The organism is Pseudarthrobacter enclensis (assembly GCF_030811655.1).
GTDB lineage: Bacteria > Actinomycetota > Actinomycetes > Actinomycetales > Micrococcaceae > Arthrobacter > Arthrobacter enclensis_A.
The window spans coordinates 41,717-60,972 of record NZ_JAUSRE010000015.1; the positions used below are offsets into that span (position 1 = coordinate 41,717).

At 66.9% G+C, this 19,256-nt stretch carries 13 protein-coding genes and 2 tRNA genes; 8 read left to right on the top strand and 7 right to left on the bottom strand.

Annotated features, from left to right (window positions below):
• Nucleotides 1-45: 45 nt before the first annotated feature.
• From J2X98_RS14480 to J2X98_RS14495, 4 genes are all read right to left on the bottom strand, one after another.
• A complete protein-coding gene (locus tag J2X98_RS14480) occupies nt 46-249 on the bottom strand; it encodes a YbdD/YjiX family protein (protein ID WP_307309404.1) in 204 nt (67 codons plus the stop codon).
• Nucleotides 249-2,546 (bottom strand): carbon starvation CstA family protein, encoded by a 2,298-nt coding sequence (locus J2X98_RS14485; RefSeq protein ID WP_307309406.1) that lies wholly within the window; start codon nt 2,544-2,546, stop codon nt 249-251. Before J2X98_RS14485 ends, J2X98_RS14480 begins: the two co-directional genes overlap by 1 nt.
• Nucleotides 2,547-2,954: 408 nt before the next feature.
• Entirely contained in the window at nt 2,955-3,560 is a 606-nt protein-coding gene (locus tag J2X98_RS14490) for a PadR family transcriptional regulator (RefSeq protein ID WP_307309409.1), read from the bottom strand.
• Between the two features lie 122 nt (nt 3,561-3,682).
• Nucleotides 3,683-4,666 (bottom strand): NAD(P)H-quinone oxidoreductase, encoded by a 984-nt coding sequence (locus tag J2X98_RS14495; protein ID WP_307309412.1) that lies wholly within the window; start codon nt 4,664-4,666, stop codon nt 3,683-3,685.
• A 109-nt stretch (nt 4,667-4,775) separates the two neighbouring features.
• On the opposite strand from J2X98_RS14495, the gene J2X98_RS14500 reads away from it, so the two are divergent.
• Nucleotides 4,776-4,863 (top strand) — tRNA-Ser (locus tag J2X98_RS14500).
• Nucleotides 4,864-4,988: 125 nt separating this feature from the next.
• Here J2X98_RS14500 and J2X98_RS14505 read toward each other — a convergent pair.
• Nucleotides 4,989-6,920, bottom strand: a complete 1,932-nt coding sequence (locus tag J2X98_RS14505; protein WP_307309417.1) for an FAD/NAD(P)-binding protein — start codon at nt 6,918-6,920, stop codon at nt 4,989-4,991.
• A gap of 85 nt (nt 6,921-7,005) precedes the next feature.
• Here J2X98_RS14505 and J2X98_RS14510 point away from each other — a divergent pair, with 85 nt between their 5' ends.
• From J2X98_RS14510 to J2X98_RS14520, 3 genes are all read left to right on the top strand, one after another.
• Nucleotides 7,006-9,273 carry a prolyl oligopeptidase family serine peptidase gene (locus tag J2X98_RS14510; RefSeq protein ID WP_307309419.1) on the top strand — a complete coding sequence of 756 codons (2,268 nt, stop codon included), beginning with the start codon at nt 7,006-7,008 and terminating at the stop codon, nt 9,271-9,273.
• A 115-nt stretch (nt 9,274-9,388) separates the two neighbouring features.
• A tRNA-Ser gene (locus tag J2X98_RS14515) sits at nt 9,389-9,477 on the top strand.
• Nucleotides 9,478-9,593: 116 nt separating this feature from the next.
• Nucleotides 9,594-11,120, top strand: coding sequence for an MFS transporter (locus J2X98_RS14520; RefSeq protein WP_307309421.1), 1,527 nt, complete (start codon nt 9,594-9,596; stop codon nt 11,118-11,120).
• Here the strand turns inward: J2X98_RS14520 and J2X98_RS14525 are convergent.
• The gene (locus J2X98_RS14525; protein ID WP_307309424.1) at nt 11,044-13,245 is read right to left on the bottom strand and encodes a RecQ family ATP-dependent DNA helicase; all 2,202 of its coding nucleotides are present in this window, start codon (nt 13,243-13,245) and stop codon (nt 11,044-11,046) included. The genes J2X98_RS14520 and J2X98_RS14525 overlap by 77 nt on opposite strands.
• 150 nt (nt 13,246-13,395) lie before the next feature.
• On the opposite strand from J2X98_RS14525, the gene J2X98_RS14530 reads away from it, so the two are divergent.
• The 4 genes from J2X98_RS14530 to J2X98_RS14545 all read left to right on the top strand — a co-directional run bounded on the left by J2X98_RS14530 (nt 13,396) and on the right by J2X98_RS14545 (nt 17,081).
• Complete coding sequence (locus J2X98_RS14530; protein WP_141943727.1) at nt 13,396-14,814, top strand: phosphomannomutase/phosphoglucomutase; 1,419 nt, start codon at nt 13,396-13,398, stop codon at nt 14,812-14,814.
• Nucleotides 14,815-14,820: 6 nt separating this feature from the next.
• Nucleotides 14,821-15,318: a hypothetical protein gene (locus tag J2X98_RS14535; RefSeq protein WP_307309427.1), complete on the top strand. Its 498-nt coding sequence runs from the start codon at nt 14,821-14,823 to the stop codon at nt 15,316-15,318.
• Between the two features lie 15 nt (nt 15,319-15,333).
• On the top strand, nt 15,334-15,783 hold the full coding sequence (locus J2X98_RS14540; protein WP_141943731.1) for an RrF2 family transcriptional regulator: 450 nt from the start codon (nt 15,334-15,336) through the stop codon (nt 15,781-15,783).
• Nucleotides 15,784-15,920: 137 nt separating this feature from the next.
• Entirely contained in the window at nt 15,921-17,081 is a 1,161-nt protein-coding gene (locus tag J2X98_RS14545; protein WP_307309430.1) for a globin domain-containing protein, read from the top strand.
• Between the two features lie 101 nt (nt 17,082-17,182).
• Here J2X98_RS14545 and J2X98_RS14550 read toward each other — a convergent pair whose 3' ends face one another.
• A complete protein-coding gene (locus J2X98_RS14550; protein ID WP_307309432.1) occupies nt 17,183-19,009 on the bottom strand; it encodes a phosphoenolpyruvate carboxykinase (GTP) in 1,827 nt (608 codons plus the stop codon).
• Between the last annotated feature and the right edge of the window lie 247 nt (nt 19,010-19,256).

The window sequence follows — 19,256 nt, forward strand, 5'->3', positions numbered from 1 at the left end:
CACTCCATGAACGCCCTCCGGACGCCCTGTCCGCTGCGGGCTCAATCAGCAGCACCTGCCCTGCGGGTTGCTGTCCTGGCGGTCCGTGCGGTCCCGCCAGAACTCCCGCTCGCTGAGCGGCGCCTCCTGGTGCCCCGCCGCACTGTGGTGTTCCAGGTACTTGGCGTACGCGTCCGCGCCCATGACGCCGCCAAGGTACCGGGCGAAGCCGCGGAACCCGTTGGCCACCAGGGCGATGCCGCTGCTCATCAGTGCCCTGCCCGCTCAAGGCGGGCGTCCGCCGGAACTTTCTCCCATTCGGCGGCCAGCTCGCGCTCAGCAGTGGTGGGCACCAGCCCGGCCGGGGCAAACACCCGTGACGGAACAAATGGGTCCTCGTTGTCCGTGGTGGCTGTCCCTGCCGCCCTGTCCCGGAACGCTTTTAGGGTGGCGAGCACGGCCGTCACAATCACGATGATGCTCAGCACCACGAAGATCACGGACAGCCAGCCCTGGATGGCGGTGTTGCGGACCACTGCCTCCATGGCCGCCACGGTCTTGGCGGTTCCGAACTCGGTCTTGCCGTCCGCCAGGGCCTTGCTGAAGGCTGCGTTGTTGGCGAAGTACCCCACGGCCGGGACGGGCGAGAAGATCTTCTGGTAGCTCGCGGTGATGGTCACCACGGCGGCGAAGGCCAGCGGCAGGGCGACAATCCACAGGTACTTGAAGGTTCCTCGTTTGGCGACGATGGCCAGGACCACAGCCAGCGCGATGGCGGCGAGCAGCTGGTTGGCGATGCCGAACAGCGGGAACAGGGTGTTGATTCCGCCCAGCGGATCGGTGACGCCCATGAGCAGCACGGCGCCCCAAGCGGCCACCATGATGGCGGTGCAGAGCCAGGCACCGGGACGCCAGGAGGCCTCCTTGAACTTGGGGACGAAGTTGCCGATCGAGTCCTGCAGCATGAACCGGGCAACGCGTGTTCCGGCGTCCACTGCCGTGAGGATGAAGAGCGCCTCGAACATGATGGCGAAGTGGTACCAGAAGCCCATCATGGCCGTCCCGCCCACGAACTGGTGCATGATGTGCGCCAGGCCCACGGCCAGGGTGGGTGCACCGCCTGTCCGGGACACAATGCTCTGCTCCCCCACGTTCGCGGCCGTTTCGCGGAGCAGGCCGGGGGTGATGTTCACGCCGCTGAGGCCCAGGCTGTTGACCCACGTGGCTGCCGCCTCCGCGGTTCCGCCGGTGAGCGCTGCGGGGGCGTTCATGGCGAAGTACAGGCCGCGGTCAATCGAGATCGCGGCCACCAGGGCCATGATGGCCACGAAGGACTCCATCAGCATGCCGCCGTAGCCGATGTACCGGGTCTGACGTTCCTTCTCCACCAGCTTGGGGGTGGTTCCGGACGAGATCAGGGCGTGGAAACCGGACAGGGCACCGCAGGCGATGGTGACGAAGAGGAAGGGGAACAGCGCACCGGACAGCACCGGTCCGTTCTCACGGGAGGCGAACTCACTGAAGGCCGGGACGCTGACTTCGGGCCGGACCACGATGATGGCCAGCGCGAGCATCACGATCACGCCGATCTTCATGAAGGTGGAGAGGTAGTCACGCGGGGCCAGGAGGAGCCACACGGGCAGGATCGCCGCGACGAAGCCGTAGATGAGCAGGCCCCAGGCGATGGTCACCTTGTCAAGGTGGAAGAACGCGGCTCCCCATTCAGTGCCGGCCACCGCGCCACCGCCGATGATGGCGGCCATCAGCAGGACGAAGCCGATGACGGAGACTTCCATGACCTTGCCGGGGCGCAGGTAGCGGAGGTAAACGCCCATGAACAGGGCAATGGGTATGGTCATGCCCACGGAGAACACACCCCAGGGGCTTTCGCCCAGGGCATTGACGACGACGAGCGCCAGGATGGCCACGATGATCACCATGATGAGCAGGGTGGCGATGAGGGCGGCCGTGCCGCCGATGACGCCGAGTTCCTCGCGGGCCATCTGGCCGAGCGAGCGGCCGCCGCGGCGCATGGAGAAGAACATGACCAGGTAGTCCTGGACGGCGCCGGCGAGGACTACGCCGACAATGATCCAGATGGTGCCGGGGAGGTAGCCCATCTGTGCGGCGATGACCGGGCCCACCAGCGGCCCGGCCCCGGCGATTGCGGCGAAGTGGTGGCCGAATAGTACGTTGCGGTCGGTGCGGACGTAGTCCTTGCCGTCGGCCTTGTACTCGGCCGGGGTAGCGCGGCGGTCGTCCGGCTTGGTGATGTAGCGCTCGATCACCTTGGAGTAGAAGCGGTAGCCGATCAGGTAAGTGCATACTGAAGCGAAGACAAACCAGATGGCGTTGACGGTTTCACCGCGGACAATGGCCAGCATGAACCAGGCGACGCCGCCCAGCAAGGCGATGGCGGCCCAGAGTGCGATCTTTGCCGGGGTCCATTTCCGGTCTTCGGCCTCGAGCCTGGCCTCGTCCACGGCGGGTGGCGGAAGATTCGGATCCGTAGCCAGCCCGTCCTCCGCCCGGGATCCGTTGTTCCGTTGGTCAGGCACTCCGGCCATGTCTCCTCCTTGAGAGTTATCCCACTTTTGCTACTGGGCACCCTACCAACGCGGGTTCCGCCTTAGAGGGCCGACGGCGGCGCAGCGCCGGGCCGTGCGGTGAGCGGCAGCGACCCGGCGACGAACGACGGGCGGAGCCTTCCCGCTAGCCGGTCCCGTCTGGACAGCGGCAGGCGTTGCATGGCCGGCACGGGCGTCGGCCAGGGACAGGCCGGTGGTGATGCCTGCTGCGCTGAGGAACAGGGGGTGGTCACCACTATCCCGTCGGCATCCAGCCTACCCAACGCCTCCCCGGAGGGATCACGGCCCAGCACCGCCCGTCGCGGAGGGCAGCCACCGCCGTCGGGCCTTCCCCATATGTCCTGCCCACTTTGGCGGGTTTTGGGACCTGTTGCGGCCCTTGCACGCTCACCGGCGGCCGTCCGCGTTGAACGGGGCGTCTTCCGTTGCCCCGTTGGACGACTTCCGGGCTGCGCCGGCGGCGTCGGCCTGCGCCTGCTGGACCATTCTGGCTTCGCAAAGGTCCAGCCAGCGGACTTCCGCCTCTGTCTGGAAGATCAGCGAGTCGAGCACCAGCAACCACGCCGTATCCGCGGCCCTTTGGTTCGCTGCCGTGTCACGGCGGGCCTTGGTGTAGTCCTGCAGTACGCGGATGGATTCCACGCGCTGGGCCTGGATGATGGCCGGCACGTCCACTCCAGGCAGGGTGACGGCGAGCGCGAGCTTGATGGCGAGTTCGTTGCGTGGCGGGTTGTTCCGCTGCACCGGGGCGGCGAACCAGTTCCTTACCTCGGCCTTGCCGGCGGAGGTAAGGCTGTACACCACGTGGCCTTCACCGTCATCGCCTTCCTTGGCCACCAAGGCATCGCGCTCAAGGCGGTCCAGCGTGGTGTACACCTGCCCGATATTCAGGGGCCAGGTGGCTCCCGTACGGTTCTCGAACTCGACCCGCAACTGGTAGCCGTAACGCGGCTGGTCCTGCAGCAGGGCAAGGAGGCTGTGGCGAATGGACATGTTGCTCCCCCGGGCTAGTCACGACCGGCATGCACAGGCCCCCAAGACCCGTGCATACCGCGTATATCGAGCCTAGCGCGCAAGACCAGTGAAGGCAATACCGGGTATGCACCCCAGGCTGCTTACATGACCAGGAGGACCTTACCCACGTGGTCGCCGGAGTCGAAGTAGCGGTGGGCTGCCGCCACGTGGTCCAGCGGGAAGGTCTTGGCCACCAGCGGCCGGATCCTGCCATCGGCGACCAGCGGCCAGACCGCGTCCCGGACAGCGGTCATGATGGCACCCTTTTCCGCCACGGGCCGGGGCCGCAGGGCAGTGGCCACCACGGCAGCGCGTTTCTTCAGCAGCAGCCCCAGGTCCAGCTCCCCCTTGGCGCCGCCCTGCAGTCCAATCACCACGAGGCGTCCGTAATCAGCCAGGGCATCGATGTTCTGGGCAAGATACTTGGCACCGACCACGTCCAGGATCACGTCCGCCCCCTTCCCGCCGTTCTGCCGCCGGAGGCTCTCCGGGAAGTCCTCCTCCTTGTAATTGATGGCGATGTCCGCGCCGAGGAAGGCCTTGGCGGTGCTGACCTTCTCTTCCGTACCGGCAGTCGTTGCCACCTTGGCGCCGAACGCCTTGGCAAGCTGGATGGCCATGGTGCCAATGCCTCCGGTGGCCCCATGGACCAGGACCGTCTCGCCCGGCTGAAGCTGCGCCGTCATGATCAGGTTCGAGTACACGGTGGCGGCAACCTCGGGGAGGGACGCCGCGGTGACAAGGTCCACTCCTTCAGGCACCCTCAGTACCTGCTCGGCAGGAACCGCCACCTGCGTGGCATACCCCCCGCCGGCCAGCAGGGCGACTACCTTGTCCCCCAGGGAGAAAGGCTTGCTGACGCCCGGGCCGAAGCCCGCTATCCGGCCCGACACTTCCAGCCCGGGGACCTCCGATGCGCCGGGCGGCGGCGGATAGAAGCCGCGGCGCTGCTGGACATCGGCCCGGTTCAGGCCGGCCGCCACCACATCGATCAGCACTTCGCCCTGGCCGGGCACCGGGGCATCCACCTCCCGGACCTCCAGCACTTCCGGGCCGCCCGGTTCCGATATGTAGACGGCTTTCATGGACTTCTCCCGTTCCTGATTCAAATCCTGGCTGCAACCAGTGTGCACCGGGCACCGTCCCTGGTCCTGTTTTGTTGCAGGCAAGTGCCTATGAAACACTACTAGCTGAGGAAGGTTGTCCGAGCGGCCGAAGGAGCTGGTCTTGAAAACCAGTGTGCGGTAACCCCGTACCAAGAGTTCGAATCTCTTACCTTCCGCAAGGGAACCCCTGGCAGCCGGCATCGGCCGCCAGGGGTTTTTTGCTTCGAGCACCCAGGGCCGCCAGTGGCCAACAGGTATAGCGGCTTCCGCGCCCGCCTGCACTGCCCGTGGAGCCCTTTTGTTAGAACCTGCTGAGGATGGCGGCGGCGATCTCGTCGGCATCGCGCAAGGTGCGCTGGCCGCTGCGGTAAGCGGGGCTGCCGTCCTGGACCGCCTCAGCAGCGATCGCAGTTCCCCACTGGGCGGAAGACAACTGCAGCCCCAGCACGAAGAGACCTTCGGTCACGGAGCCGTTGGCGGCCACCGGACGGTACGGGTGCGGCTCCACATCCAGGCCGGTGGACTCGATGGGGGCGCCTTCGGGGGTCATCATGAGCCTGGGCCGCACCAAACCCTCAGACAGCAACTGCGCCAGCACGGGCGAATCGTTGGCCGAGACCCGGTTCCCGGGAGCCAGGGCCTCCACCATGGTCCGCGCCATGGCGGGCGGACCGGAAACCCACGGCGAAGCAGCGGTAAATACCCCCGCTTTACGGTCCACCCCAAACTTCGGGTCCGGCCCCACGAAACTCACCACCCCGGCCCTGGCCAGCGCGGCGAGCTGTTCGGCACGCAGCGCCGGCGGCCCGCTGGCCAGGCCCTCCACAAAGGACTCAAACCAGCCACGCAGCCCGGCGACCCATGACTCATCGGTGATGCCGCCGTCGGCCACTGCTGTTTTAAGGACCGCACGTCCGTGATGCAGCGCCCCAATGGCCATCTTGACGGGATCGTCCTCACCCAGCGCGGAGCGGCGTGCATCGTCAAGCAGGAACTCCACCACGGCGGCGTCGTGCTCGCGGCGGGAGGCGAAGGATCGGCCCGCCAGTGGAGCCGCCAGTCCCGGCAGGTCAAGCCGGTGGCGGGGGCCAACGTGGACGGCCAGCACGCTTTCCACGCTGTCTTCCCAATTAACGGCGCTGTGCGCGTGCGGCTGGAGGGCCTCCTCCAGCGCTGCAAGGAATGCCGCAGCGTCGGGCACGGCGCCGGGCTGCGAGCGCACCAGTGTGGAGTAGTAGGCCCACAGGGCGTCCCGGTGCAGCAGCGGCCAGAGATCATGGTCGAAGGACGGACGGATTCCTGTTTTGGCCAGCCGCTCGATGGCTCCCTCGGTGAGGTAGCGCAGGGTGATGGACGAGGCGTAGTAGCCGTTGAGTGCCGCCTTTGCCCGGTAAGGCGTTCCGCGCCGGGATGCGGCGATGATCAGCGGTTCCTGGCCGGACGGTTCGTAGTCGAGCCGGCTGCCGTTGGACACGAATTTACCCCCGCGGCCTTCGGTGAGCTGTCCCATGGTGTCGAAGAAGTTGAGTCCCATCCCGCGGACCAGGACCGGTTCGCCGGCCGGGATGCGGGACCAGTCGACGTCCGCTGGCACGGCAGGGGGAAGGTACTGCAGCCCCAGCTGGGCGGCTGAGGCCTGGAGTCCGCGCTGCTCGGGGTTGAGCCTGGACGGAATGTGTCCCAGAGCCAGCACCACGGAGTTGGCGTGGATGGCTGCTCCGGTGGCAAGGCCGACGTCGAACCTTCCGTCCCCCGCAGGGCGCACGGACAGCGCCGACGTTTCGTGGAAGTCGACCGTGATACCGCCGGGCGCCTTGCCCAGCAGTTCGTCAAGGGTGCTGCGCAGGTAGCGTCCGTAGAGGGCGCGGCTGGGGAAGTCAGTGGCCTCCAGGACCGCCAGTTCCGCCAGTTCCCCGGCGCTGAGCGCGGGCAGCGGGTCCCGACGCTGCTTCAGGCGCCACTGGTCGAAGGTGGTGCCGGCAACCGGCGCGGGAAGTGACGGGTCCTGGGGAATCAGCGTGGGATAGAAGGACTGGGTGTTCATGAGGAACAACCGGGACTGGTCCGGCTGCCATACGTGTCCGGGACCTGCAGGAAAGGGGTCCACGACGTCGATGTGGAGCCGTACGGAGCGTCCCGCGGCAGCAGCGTGGGCGAGCAGCCGCTCCAGCACGCTGGTGCCGCGGGGGCCGCCGCCGATGATGACAGCCCGGATGCTCTGCGATTTTTCCACGGCATCCAGCGTACGGGCTGAAACAGGGTTGCGCTCCGGAACGCTTGACTTGCCAGCATGTGGCCCAGTTGTTTGGATGGGGCGCATGACCACCACAGCAGCTGATCAAGAGTCCGTTCCCGGTTCCGGCCGGCACACCTCCGGCACCGCCTCCCTGGAGACGGCCTTACTGGACAAGGCGCCGGAACCCGTCGACGAAAATGTGTGGCTGGAGGACATTTACGGCGAGGAACAGCTGGCCTGGGTGAGGGAGCAGAACTCCCGTACCGAGGACCTTTTGGAAGACGCAGACTACGCCGGGCTGGAGGCCAGCATCCTGGAAGTCCTTGACTCCACGGACCGGATCGCCATGGTGGGCAAGCGTGGGGACTGGTACTACAACTTCTGGCGCGACCAGCAGAACCCTAAAGGCCTGTGGCGGCGAACCACCTGGGAGAGCTACTGCACCGATTCCCCGGAATGGGACGTCCTGCTGGATGTGGACCGGCTGTCCCGCACCGAAGGCGAAGAATGGGTGTTCCACGGTGCAACGTTCCTGCGCCCGGCAGCCGGCGAGCCCTACCGGCTGGCGCTGCTCGCGCTTTCCCCCGACGGCGGCGACGCCAACCGCTACCGGGAGTTCGACGTCGAGGCACGCGGCTTTGTCGATCCCGCCCAGGGCGGGTTCGACCTGCCGACGGCGAAGGGCAACGTGTCCTGGCTGGATGCGGACACGCTCCTGGTGGCTTCCACAGCGGACGGCCTGCCGAAAACGGCCTCCTCCTATGCGCGCACCGCGGTGACCCTCACGCGCGGCCAGGCCCTGGACTCGGCCCCAAGGCTCTTCGAGGTGCCCGAAGACCACATGATGGCCGTGGCCGCGCACGACGCCACACCCGGCTTTGAGCGTACCTTCGCCGTGGACTACATCGACTTCTTCAACCGCACCAACTTCGTGCTGCGGGACGGCGACTGGGTCCGGATCGACGTACCCACGGACGTCAACGTCAGCGCCCACCGGGAATGGCTGCTCTTCCGCCCGCAGCAGGACTGGGTGCTGGACGGCACCACCTACCCGTCCGGCTCCCTGCTGGCAGCCAATTTTGAGGGCTATCTGGCCGGGGGCCGGCAGCCAACCGTCCTGTTCACTCCTGACGCCCGCACCTCCCTGCAGTCCTGGAGCTGGACGCGGAACTTCCTGCTGCTCAACCTGCTCAAGGACGTGTCATCCGAAATCCGGGTGCTGGACCCGTCCCGTCCCACCGGCAACGGTGACGGCGGCTGGGCGGCAACGGTCCTGGATGCCTGCCCGCCGCTGCATGACGTGAACGCGTACGCGGTGGACGACGAGGACGAAGAACCTGCCGATGGCGGCGCCGGGGACGACTTCTGGCTCATCGCGACCGGCTTCACCACCCCCACCACCCTGATGCGCGGCACGCTGGAACGCGCCAAGCCGGAGGGTGCCGGGACGTCCGGCGTGGTGAGCCGGCACGCGGCAGTCAAGGCCTCGCCGTCGTTCTTTGACGACGGCGACTACGAGGTGGAGCAGCACTTCGCCGTGTCCGACGACGGCACCCGGGTCCCGTACTTCCAAATAGCTCCGCGCAGCCTGCCGCTGGACGGGCAAAACCCCACCCAGCTCTCCGGCTACGGCGGGTTCGAAGTGTCCCGGACCCCGGCCTACAGCGGCACGGTGGGCCGGGCATGGCTGGAGCGGCGGACCACGCTCTCCGACGGAAGCGACGGCAAGGCTCCGCACTCCCGGGGCGGCGTATACGTGGTGGCCAACATCCGCGGCGGCGGCGAATACGGACCGGCCTGGCACCGGGCGGCACTGAAGGAAAACCGGCACCGTGCCTACGAGGACTTTGCAGCCGTGGCCCGCGACCTGATCTCACGCGGCGTTACCTCGCCGCGGCGGCTGGGCTGCGTGGGCGGCTCCAACGGCGGCCTCCTGGTGGGGAACATGCTCACCCGGTATCCGGAACTGTTCAGGGCAGTCTCCTGTGGGGTGCCCCTGCTGGACATGCGCCGCTACACCAGGCTCTCTGCCGGGCATTCCTGGATTGCCGAATACGGGGACCCGGATGTTCCCGAACAGTGGGATTACATCCGGACGTTCTCGCCCTACCATCTGCTCAAGGACGCCGTGGAGTATCCCGAAACGTTTATCTGGACCGCAACCTCGGACGACCGGGTGGGACCCGTCCAGGCCCGCAAGATGGCAGCCCGGATGCTGGCCATGGGGATTCCCAATGTCTGGTTCCACGAGGCCCTGGAGGGCGGGCACGCCGGCGCCTCCGACAACCGGCAGGCGGCCGCGCTGCAGGCCCGGAGCCAGCACTTCCTGTGGAAGGCACTTGCGGGCTGAACCCTTTGGAAACCCCTCCGCGGCTCTATGTCGTTGGGCCTGAAGCCCTTGGCGGGGACGGTTTTGCACTGCGTGGCCGGATCTGCGTATCCTTGGTGGGCTAGGAATAGCAATTGGAGACGTGCCAGAGCGGCCGAATGGACTTCACTGCTAATGAAGGGTCGGGGTTAAACTCGACCGGGGGTTCAAATCCCCCCGTCTCCGCGTTTGGCCCCGGTCCTCGGACCGGGGCCTTTTGCGTTCCCGGAGACTTGTGGAACGCGCTGTCCGACCAACGGACGCGGCGGGCGCCACCGGTGCCGCAGTGGCAGGATTAGCGCATGGCGGCACGCACCCACCCAGACCAACCGGACAGCACCCGTTCGGGCTGGAACCCGCGGCTGGCGCTGCTGGTGGCGGCCACCTTCTTCATGGAGTTCCTGGACGGTACGGTCCTGACCACGGCCATTCCCAGCATTGCGGCCGACTTCGCCATCCCTGCCGCCGACGTCAACATCACAATGACGGCCTACCTGCTGACGGTGGCCGTGGGAATTCCCATCAGTGGCTGGCTGGCGGAACGGTTCGGTGCCCGGCGCATCTTCTGCTCAGCGATCGCAGTATTCACCCTGGCCTCCCTTGCCTGTGCCCTCAGCCAGGATCTGGCCGCCCTTACCCTGAGCCGGATCGCCCAGGGCGCCGGCGGGGCCATGATGGTTCCGGTGGGAACCCTGGTGGTCCTGCGCGGCACTCCGAAGTCCGAACTGTTGCGGGCCACCGCTTTCCTGGTGTGGCCCGGACTCCTGGCGCCTGTCCTTGCGCCGCTGGTGGGCGGGGCGCTCACCACCTACCTGTCATGGCACTGGATCTTCCTGGTCAACATTCCCCTCGGCGCAGCCGCGTTCACTGCCGCCCTGCGCCTGGTTCCGGTTGCGGCCGGCGATCCCCGGCGGCGCCTTGATTGGCCCGGGATGGTGCTGACCACCGTCGGGGTGGGCGCGCTCGTAGCAGGGCTGGAACTGGCCAGCAGCCACCCGGAGCTGCCCTGGGCCGGAATCAGTGCCGTGGCAGGGGTTGCGGCCCTGATAGGTGCGGTGGCCTGGATGCGCCGCGCTCCCCATCCCCTGTTCAACCTGCAGGTCTTCCGCACACGGACGTTCCGGGCCATGGCCACCGGCGGATTCGTGTACCGGGTAACCATCAGTTCGGTGCCGTTCCTGCTGCCGCTGATGTTCCAGACGGGATTCGGGTGGTCCCCCCTGCAGGCCGGCGCCATGGTGGCGGCGGTGTTCGTAGGCAACATCGGTATCAAGCCGGCCACCACCCCCTTGATCAGGAAGTTCGGCTTCAAGGCGGTGCTGGTGTTCGCCTCGCTGGCGTCAGCCAGCACCTTCGCCCTGTTCGCGCTCCTGACGCCGGAGACCCCGGAAGCCCTGATGTTCGTGCTGCTGGTGTGCAGCGGCGCGTTCCGCTCCATCGGCTTTTCGGCCTACGCCTCGGTTCAGTACTCGGACATCCCACCGGCGCAGCTCACGTCCGCCAACACTGTTTCCGCCACGATGGTGCAGCTCGGCACGGGCTCGGGCATCGCCATCGCAGCATTGCTGATCCGGATCTTCGGCGCGCAGGACGTGGTGATCCACGACCCGGCCCGGCCCTTCCGCGGCGCCTTCCTGGCAATGGCTGTCCTGATGCTCGCCAGCACGGCAGACAGCCTGCTGCTCCCCCGGCACGCGGGGGCGGCAGTGAGCCAGCGCGGTCACAGGCAGGATCAACCAGCCAAGCCCGGCGTCAGCCCGCCTGAGCCAGAACCAGGGGAAGCACCGCACCCGCCCCGCCCTGCCGAAGGGCCCGCCCCGCGACGGTAACCGTCCACCTGCTGTCCGTCAGGTCATCGATCAGCATCACGCTCTGGCCCTGAACCGGCTGGAGCGCGGCTTCGAGCTCCGGGCCCACCAGCAGCCGGTCCCAGACGCCGGCCAGCCGGTACGCGCTGTTACCGCCGCGGCTTCCTGTGGGGCCGCCGTGGGCCAACTGCAGCTCGCCGAGGTAGGGGATGCGTCCGATCTCGGAAATCCCCCTGGCGAGTGACCCGACCAGCAGAGGCTTGCTGCGGGAGGGGATGTTCACAATGGCGGCCGGCCTGCCCGCCCCGCTCCACCCCGGATTCCGGTTGTCTCCGGAGCCCCATTCACGCAGGACCTGCACACAGGCCTGCAGCATTCCAGGGTCCACCGGCCGGTCCTCCGCACCGGCGGCAAACAGCTCCCGCAGGGCTCCGCCCCAGCCAAGGTCCGTGAGGCGGGCGAGGACACGGCCCTCCGAGACGCCTTCGCCCGGCTTGAGTTTCCCTTTCACCGGCACCCCCAGGCGGTCCATGCCGCTGGGCCACTGAAGCCGCGGTTCCAGGACGCCGCCCGCCCGGCTCAGCGTCTGCCCGGCCGCTTCCGTGGCGCCGGCTGCCACGTCCACCGGGAACCATCGTCCCGCACAGTTGTCGCACCGCCCGCAGGGACGGGCTGTCTCATCATCCAGCACCGAGGTGATGTACTCCATCCGGCAGCCTGCCGTGTCCTGGTAGATCACCATCGAGTCCTGTTCATCCACCCGGGCTTCGGCGATACGGCTGTAGCGCTCCGCGTCGTACACCCACGGCTGGCCGGTGGACCGCCATCCGCCGCCAACCCGTTCCACGGCGCCGTCCACTGACAAAACCTTCAACAGCAGCTCGAGCGGCGTGCGGCGAAGATCAACCCTCGCTTCCAGCGCCACCGTGGACAACGCCGTTCCGGCGTCGGCCAATGCCGTCAGCACGGCCGCTGCCTTCTCCTCTGAAGGCATGGACGCGGTGGCGAAATACTGCCAGATGTAGCGGTCTTCGGACCCGGGCAGCAGCAGGACGTCCGCGTTCGCAGCGCCACGGCCGGCACGGCCCACCTGCTGGTAGTACGCCACCGGGGAGGACGGTGCCCCCAGGTGGACCACGAAGCCAAGATCGGGCTTGTCGAAGCCCATGCCGAGCGCCGACGTGGCCACCAGCGCCTTGACCTGGTTGTCCTTCAACAGCTGCTCTGCCCGCTCCCGGTCCGCCGGGTCGGTCCGCCCCGTGTAGGCAAGCACATTGTGTCCCGCTTCGGACAGCAGCCTGGCGGTGTCCTCCGCCGCGGAAACGGTCAGGGTGTAAATGATGCCGCTGCCGGGGAGATCTGCCAGGTGCGTCAGCAGCCAGCCCAGGCGCGCCTTGGAATCGGGCAGCGACAGGACTCCCAGCCGCAGCGAGTCACGGCCAAGGGAACCACGGATGGTCAGGACCCCGGCGCCGAGCTGTTCCTCGATATCGTGCACTACCCGCGAGTTGGCGGTGGCGGTGGTGGCCAGAACCGGTACCGAGTCCGGCAAACGGGTGATGAGGTCTGCGATGCGGCGGTAATCGGGACGGAAGTCATGGCCCCAGTCCGAGATACAGTGGGCCTCGTCAATGACCAGCAGCCCGGTACGCCGCAGGAGTTCGGGCAGCTGGGTTTCCCGGAACGCCGGATTGGTCAACCGCTCCGGGGAGACCAGGAGGACGTCAACCTCATCGGTTGCCAACTGCTCACGGACCGTGTCCCATTCCAGCTGGTTGGCTGAGTTGATGGCGACCGCGCGTACCCCTGCGCGCGCGGCGGCGCCCACCTGGTCCCGCATCAAAGCAAGGAGGGGCGAAACGATCAGCGTGGGGCCCGCTCCCCGGCGCCGCAGCAGCAGGGAAGCCACGAAGTACACGGCAGACTTGCCCCAGCCGGTTCGCTGGACCACCAAAGCCCGCCGGCCGCCGTCGACCAGCGCCTCGATGGCTTCAAACTGCCCATCATGGAACACGGCGCCTGGGTTCCCCACCAGGCCGCGCAGGACGTCCAGGGCCTCGGCGTGGGTGGCGGTGCCCGGCGTATCCGGACCTCCGGCGCCTGCATCTGCGGTGGAAACTGTGGAAGCGTACTGGTTATTGGCCATTGATTCAGTATCCCAGCACCCTCCGACAGCCCGGACAGGGCGGGGCTGCTATGTGGAAACAGCCCCAACAAGGGACACAAAGCCGCGCTGTTGCGCAAGTTCCCATAAAGCCCCCTTGGCCACATGCGCCGCACACGTAAGATAAAGCCCGTGACTAGCGAACAGACAACGACATTTGATCTCTCGGCATCCTTCAAGGCCTACGACGTCCGTGGGATTGTGGGCGAGTCGATCACCGCCGAAATCGTCGAAGCCGTGGGGGCCGCGTTCGTGGATGTCCTGCAGCTCGAAGGCCAGACCATCGTGGTGGGCGGCGACATGCGTCCCTCCTCCCCCGAGTTCTCCAAAGCGTTCGCCAACGGGGCGGCAGCACGGGGGGCAAGTGTGGAGCTGCTGGACCTGATCTCCACCGACGAGCTGTACTTTGCCTGCGGATTCCTCAACCGCGCCGGAGCCACCTTCACCGCCAGCCACAACCCGGCCGAGTACAACGGCATCAAGATGGCGAAGGCAGGCGCCGTCCCCATCTCCTCCGAAACCGGGCTCAAGGAGATCCAGGCCCTCGCGGAGCAGTACCTTAACGCCGGTTCCATCCCCGCGGCCGGCACCCGGGGCCTGATCAGCGTCCGGGACGTGCTCAAGGACTACTCCGAGTACCTTCGCAAGCTTGTTGACCTTTCCGCCTCCCGCCCGCTGAAGGTGGTGGTGGACGCAGGGAACGGCATGGCAGGCCTGACCACCCCGGCAGTACTGGGTGACACCCTGCTGCCCAAGCTGCCCTTCGACATCGTTCCGCTGTACTTCGAACTGGACGGGTCCTTCCCCAACCACCCCGCCAACCCGCTGGAGCCGGAAAACCTGCGAGACCTGCAGGCAGCCGTCATCGAACACGGCGCGGACATCGGCCTTGCCTTCGACGGCGACGCCGACCGCTGCTTCGTGATCGATGAAAAGGGCGAGCCCGTATCGCCGTCGGCCATCACCGGAATGGTGGCCCGCCGCGAAATCGCCCGGGCCAAGGCCCAGGGTGAAGAGACGCCAACGATCATCCACAACCTGCTCACCTCCCGCGCCGTGGCGGAGTTGGTGGAGCACGACGGCGGACGCGCCGTCCGCACGCGTGTCGGCCACTCCTTCATCAAGGCAGTCATGGCCAAGGAAGGCGCGGTGTTCGGCGGCGAGCACTCCGCGCACTTCTACTTCCGCGACTTCTGGAACGCGGACACCGGCATGCTGGCGGCCATGCATGTCCTGGCAGCGCTGGGCGAACAGGAAGGCCCCCTCTCCGAACTGGCCCGCGAATACGAGCCGTACGTCAGCTCCGGTGAAATCAACTCCGAGGTGGAGGACAAGCCGGCAGCGGTCGAGCGCGTCCGCCAGGCCTTCGCGGACGAGGACCTCACCATCGACACCCTGGACGGCAGCACGTTCACGGCCAACGACGGCAGCTACTGGTTCAACCTTCGCCCGTCCAACACCGAGCCGTTCCTGCGGCTCAACGCCGAGGCCACGGACCGGGCAACGATGGAACGCGTCCGCGACCGCGTCCTGTCCCTGGTGCGGGCCTAGCACCGGATGGCTGGACATACCGGTCAGGCAGCGGACGGAATCGGCGGGCAGGACAGCTGGCGCGATTCCGTCTCCGAAGCCACGGCAACTGACCTGGAAAACCTCCTGGGCACGGGCGTCAGCGCGGCCCAGGAGCAGCTCCAGCGCAACGGCGGCTTCCTGCCCTTCGCACTGACCGTGCAGAACGACGGCGAGGTGCGGCTGGTTGCCGTCTCCCCGGCGGATGCCGGCGAGGGCAGCGACGGGGACTTCGACGCCGACGCCATGATCAGCGACCTGCAGGCCCTCCTCCGCCAGAACCGGGACGATTTCCGGGCAGCCGCCGTAGTGTGCGACATCCTGCTGGTGGAGGATGACTCGGACGCCATCCATGTGGCAGCGGAACACCGCGACGGTTCCCTCTTCGCCGCGGTGCTCCCCTATTCGGCCAACGCCACCACCCAGTCCTGGGAATTCGGCGAGCTGGGGGCCGATGCCAGCGAGCCCGCCATCTGGGTGGACTAGACCGGACCTGCTGCCATGAAGATCAATGCCTTTGCCGACGTCAGCCTGCGCGCCCTCATGGTGCTCGCAGCCGTTCCGGACGGCACCCTGCTTACCACGCAGAGCATCGCAGACTCCGTGGGGACACCGTACAACCACGTCAGCAAGGCCATGGCCAAGCTGCGGAGCATGGGCCTGATTGAGGTGGTCCGCGGCCGCTCCGGCGGCTCCCGGCTCAGCCATGCAGGACGGATCGCAACGGTAGGTCAGATCCTCCGCCAGCTCGACAGCCGCACCGATCCCGCCGACTGTGTGTCTCCCGCCGGAAACTGCCCCCTCATCAACGAGTGCAGGCTGCGCGGCGCTCTGGCCCGCGCCCGCGAGGCTTTTTACGCCGAGCTGGATTCGGTGGTGATCGGGGAACTTCCCCAGGCCCGGCAGATGGCGCCGGTCTTCCAGATGATCGGCCTCCGGCCGGGGATTTAGCCCGGAATCCGGGTGCCTGCTCCCGGTTTGATTTCAAACTTCTACAAGGTGTAGAACTGAGGCAGAAATACTTGTATTTGAAATACGAGTTTTCCTCCGGCCGGACGAAGGCCCCGGCCATAACCTCAGGAGTACAGATGCTCTCGGACAAGTCCCGCCCCGTCATCGAGGCCACCCTGCCGCTGGTCGGCTCCCGGATCGGATCCATCACCCCGAACTTCTACGCCCGCCTTTTCGCGGCGCACCCCGAACTGATGGATGGCCTGTTCAGCCGCTCCAACCAGCGCTCCGGGAACCAGCAGCAGGCCCTCGCCGGGAGCATCGCGGCCTTCGCCACCCACCTGGTCAACAACCCGGGCACCCTGCCGGAGACGGTCCTTTCCCGCATCGCACACCGGCACGCCTCCCTGGGCATCACCGAGCCGCAGTACCAGGTGGTCTACGAGCACCTGTTCGGAGCAATCGCCGAAGACCTGGCGGAGGTCATCACCCCCGAGATCGCAGAAGCCTGGACCGAAGTGTACGGGCTGATGGCAGACGCCCTGATCAAGCTGGAGAAGGGCCTCTACGCAGCGCAGGCAAATGACAGGATGTGGACGCCGTGGCGCGTGGCCGCCAAGACCCCCGCAGGAACCGGGTCCATGACCTTCACCCTCGAGCCCGCGGACGACACTCCCGTCACCGCGGCCCTTCCCGGCCAGTACATCAGCGTGAAGGTGCCGGTCGCTGACGGCCTGCGCCAGGTCCGCCAGTACTCCCTTTCCGGGGACGCGGGCACCAGCCGCACCTTCACCACCAAGCTGGACGACGGCGGCGAGGTCTCCCCCGTGCTGCACAACACTGTCCAGGTGGGCGACGTCGTCGAAATTTCCAACCCCTACGGCGAGATCACCCTCAAGGAAGGCGACGGCCCCGTGGTCCTGGCCTCTGCCGGCATCGGCTGCACCCCCACCGCCTCCATCCTCCGCTCCCTCGCCGAGTCGGGCTCCGACCGCCAGGTCCTGGTGCTTCACGCCGAAAGCACCCTGGACAGCTGGGCCCTCCGCAGCCAGATGACGGACGACGTCGAACGCCTGGACGGCGCCGAACTGCAGCTCTGGCTGGAGAAACCCGTGGACGGCGCCAAGCAGGGATTCATGACGCTGCGCGAAGTCGACCTCCCGGCTGACGCCTCCCTGTACCTCTGCGGCCCGCTGCCGTTCATGAAGAACATCCGCAACGAAGCCATCAACGCGGGCATCCCCGCCACCCGGATCCACTACGAGGTCTTCGGCCCGGACATCTGGCTCGCCAGCTGATCCCCACCGCCTCCCCAAGGTCAATGTTCATCTGAACGACGACGGCCCCGCACCTTTCGCGAAAGGTGCGGGGCCGTCGTCGTGCTTCAGGCGGCGGACGCCTAGGAGAGGCGGCCCTTCAGGCCAGCCAGCTCCGACTGCAGCGCCTGGGGCAGGGACTCACCGAAGTTGGCGAACCATTCCTCGATGGAGGCCAGTTCAGCGGCCCACTCCGTGGGATCAACCTTGACGGCTTCCTCCACCTGGGCGGCGGTCATATCCAGGCCGTCGAGGTCGACGGCGTCGCCGGTGGGCACGAAACCGATCGGGGTTTCGACGGCGTCCGCCTTGCCTTCAAGCCGTTCGATCGCCCACTTGAGGACGCGGGCATTGTCGCCGAAACCGGGCCAGGCGAAGCCGCCCTCGGCGTTCCGGCGGAACCAGTTGACCAGGAAGATCTTGGGCAGGCGCTCCGGGTTGGCCTTGGCGGAGAGGTTGACCCAGTGGTTCAGGTAGTCGCCTGCGTCGTAGCCGATGAAGGGCAGCATGGCCATCGGGTCGCGGCGGACCACGCCCACCGCGCCGGCAGCGGCGGCGGTGGTTTCCGAGGACAGGGTGGAGCCCATGAAGATGCCGTTGGACCAGCTGCGGGCCTCGGTGACCAGCGGGATGGTGGTCTTGCGGCGCCCCCCGAACAGGATGGCGGAAAGTTCCACGCCGTCGGGGCTGTGGTACTCCTCGGCCAGCATGTCGATCTGGTCGATCGGGGTGCAGAAGCGGGAGTTCGGGTGCGCCGCGGGCTTGTCCGAACCGGAGGTCCAGGAGTTGCCCTGCCAGTCGGTCAGGTGCGCGGGCACCTCGTCCGTCATGCCCTCCCACCAGACACCGCCGTCGTCGGTCAGTGCCACGTTGGTGAAGATGCTGTTGCCCTTGGCGATGGCGCGCATGGCGTTGGGGTTGGTGCCCCAGCCAGTGCCGGGGGCAACGCCGAAGAGGCCCGCCTCGGGGTTCACCGCCCGCAGCTCGCCTTCCTTGCCGAACCGCATCCAGGTGATGTCGTCACCCAGGGTCTCAACCTTCCAGCCCTTGATGGTGGGGTCCAGCAGGGCGAGGTTGGTCTTGCCGCAGGCAGAGGGGAAGGCCGCTGCCACGTAGTAGGTCTTCTGCTCGGGGGAGGTCAGCTTGAGGATGAGCATGTGCTCGGCCAGCCAGCCTTCGTCGCGGGCCATCACCGAGGCAATGCGCAGGGCGTAGCACTTCTTGCCCAGCAGCGCGTTGCCGCCGTAACCCGAGCCGAAGGACCAGATGGAGCGCTCCTCCGGGAAGTGGACAATCCACTTGTCCGGGTTGCACGGCCACGGCACGTCATCCTGGCCCGGCTCCAGCGGAGCACCTACGGAGTGCAGCGCCGGAACGAAGAAGGCGTTGGTTTCGGTGATGCGGTCCAGGACATCGGTGCCGATGCGGGCCATGATGCGCATAGAGGCCACAACGTAGGCGCTGTCCGTGATCTCGACACCGAACTTGGGGTCCTCGGCGTCGAGGTGGCCCATGACGAACGGGATGACGTACATGGTGCGGCCGCGCATGGAGCCCGCGAAAAGGCCGCGGAGCTTGTCCTTCATCTCCGCCGGGTCCATCCAGTTGTTGGTGAAGCCGGCGTCGCGCTTGTTCTCGGAGCAAATGAAGGTCTGTTCCTCAACGCGGGCAACGTCTGCGGGATCCGAGAACGCGGCGAAGGAATTCGGGAACAGGTCCTGGTTGAGCCTGGTCAGGGTGCCGGCAGCAACAAGCTCGTCGGTGAGACGGCTGTTTTCCTCTTCGGACCCGTCAACCCAGTAGATGCGGTCCGGCTGCGTAAGCTCAGCAACCTCTTCGACCCATGCCAGCAACCCGGCATGTGTGGTGGGTGCTTTCTCAAGCAGCGGCTTCTGCGCCAGATCGCCCATTGCAGTTCCCTTCCTCGGGTTCATCGGTGTGAGCTAAATGCTATGGTCCGGACCGGTCCAGTTTTTGGGGGGCTTGACTGACATCTGCGGTCACCGAAAGTGAATTCCGCGGAAAATCAAGGAATTGTTGCCGCGAAAACGCGAATTAAGTGACAAAGGTCACCTAGACCGGTCTAGTAGCGGATATTACAGGGAGTTCGATTTGGCATCAGGGCCGGGCTCGCGTAAAGTAATTCGAGGTTCAGGG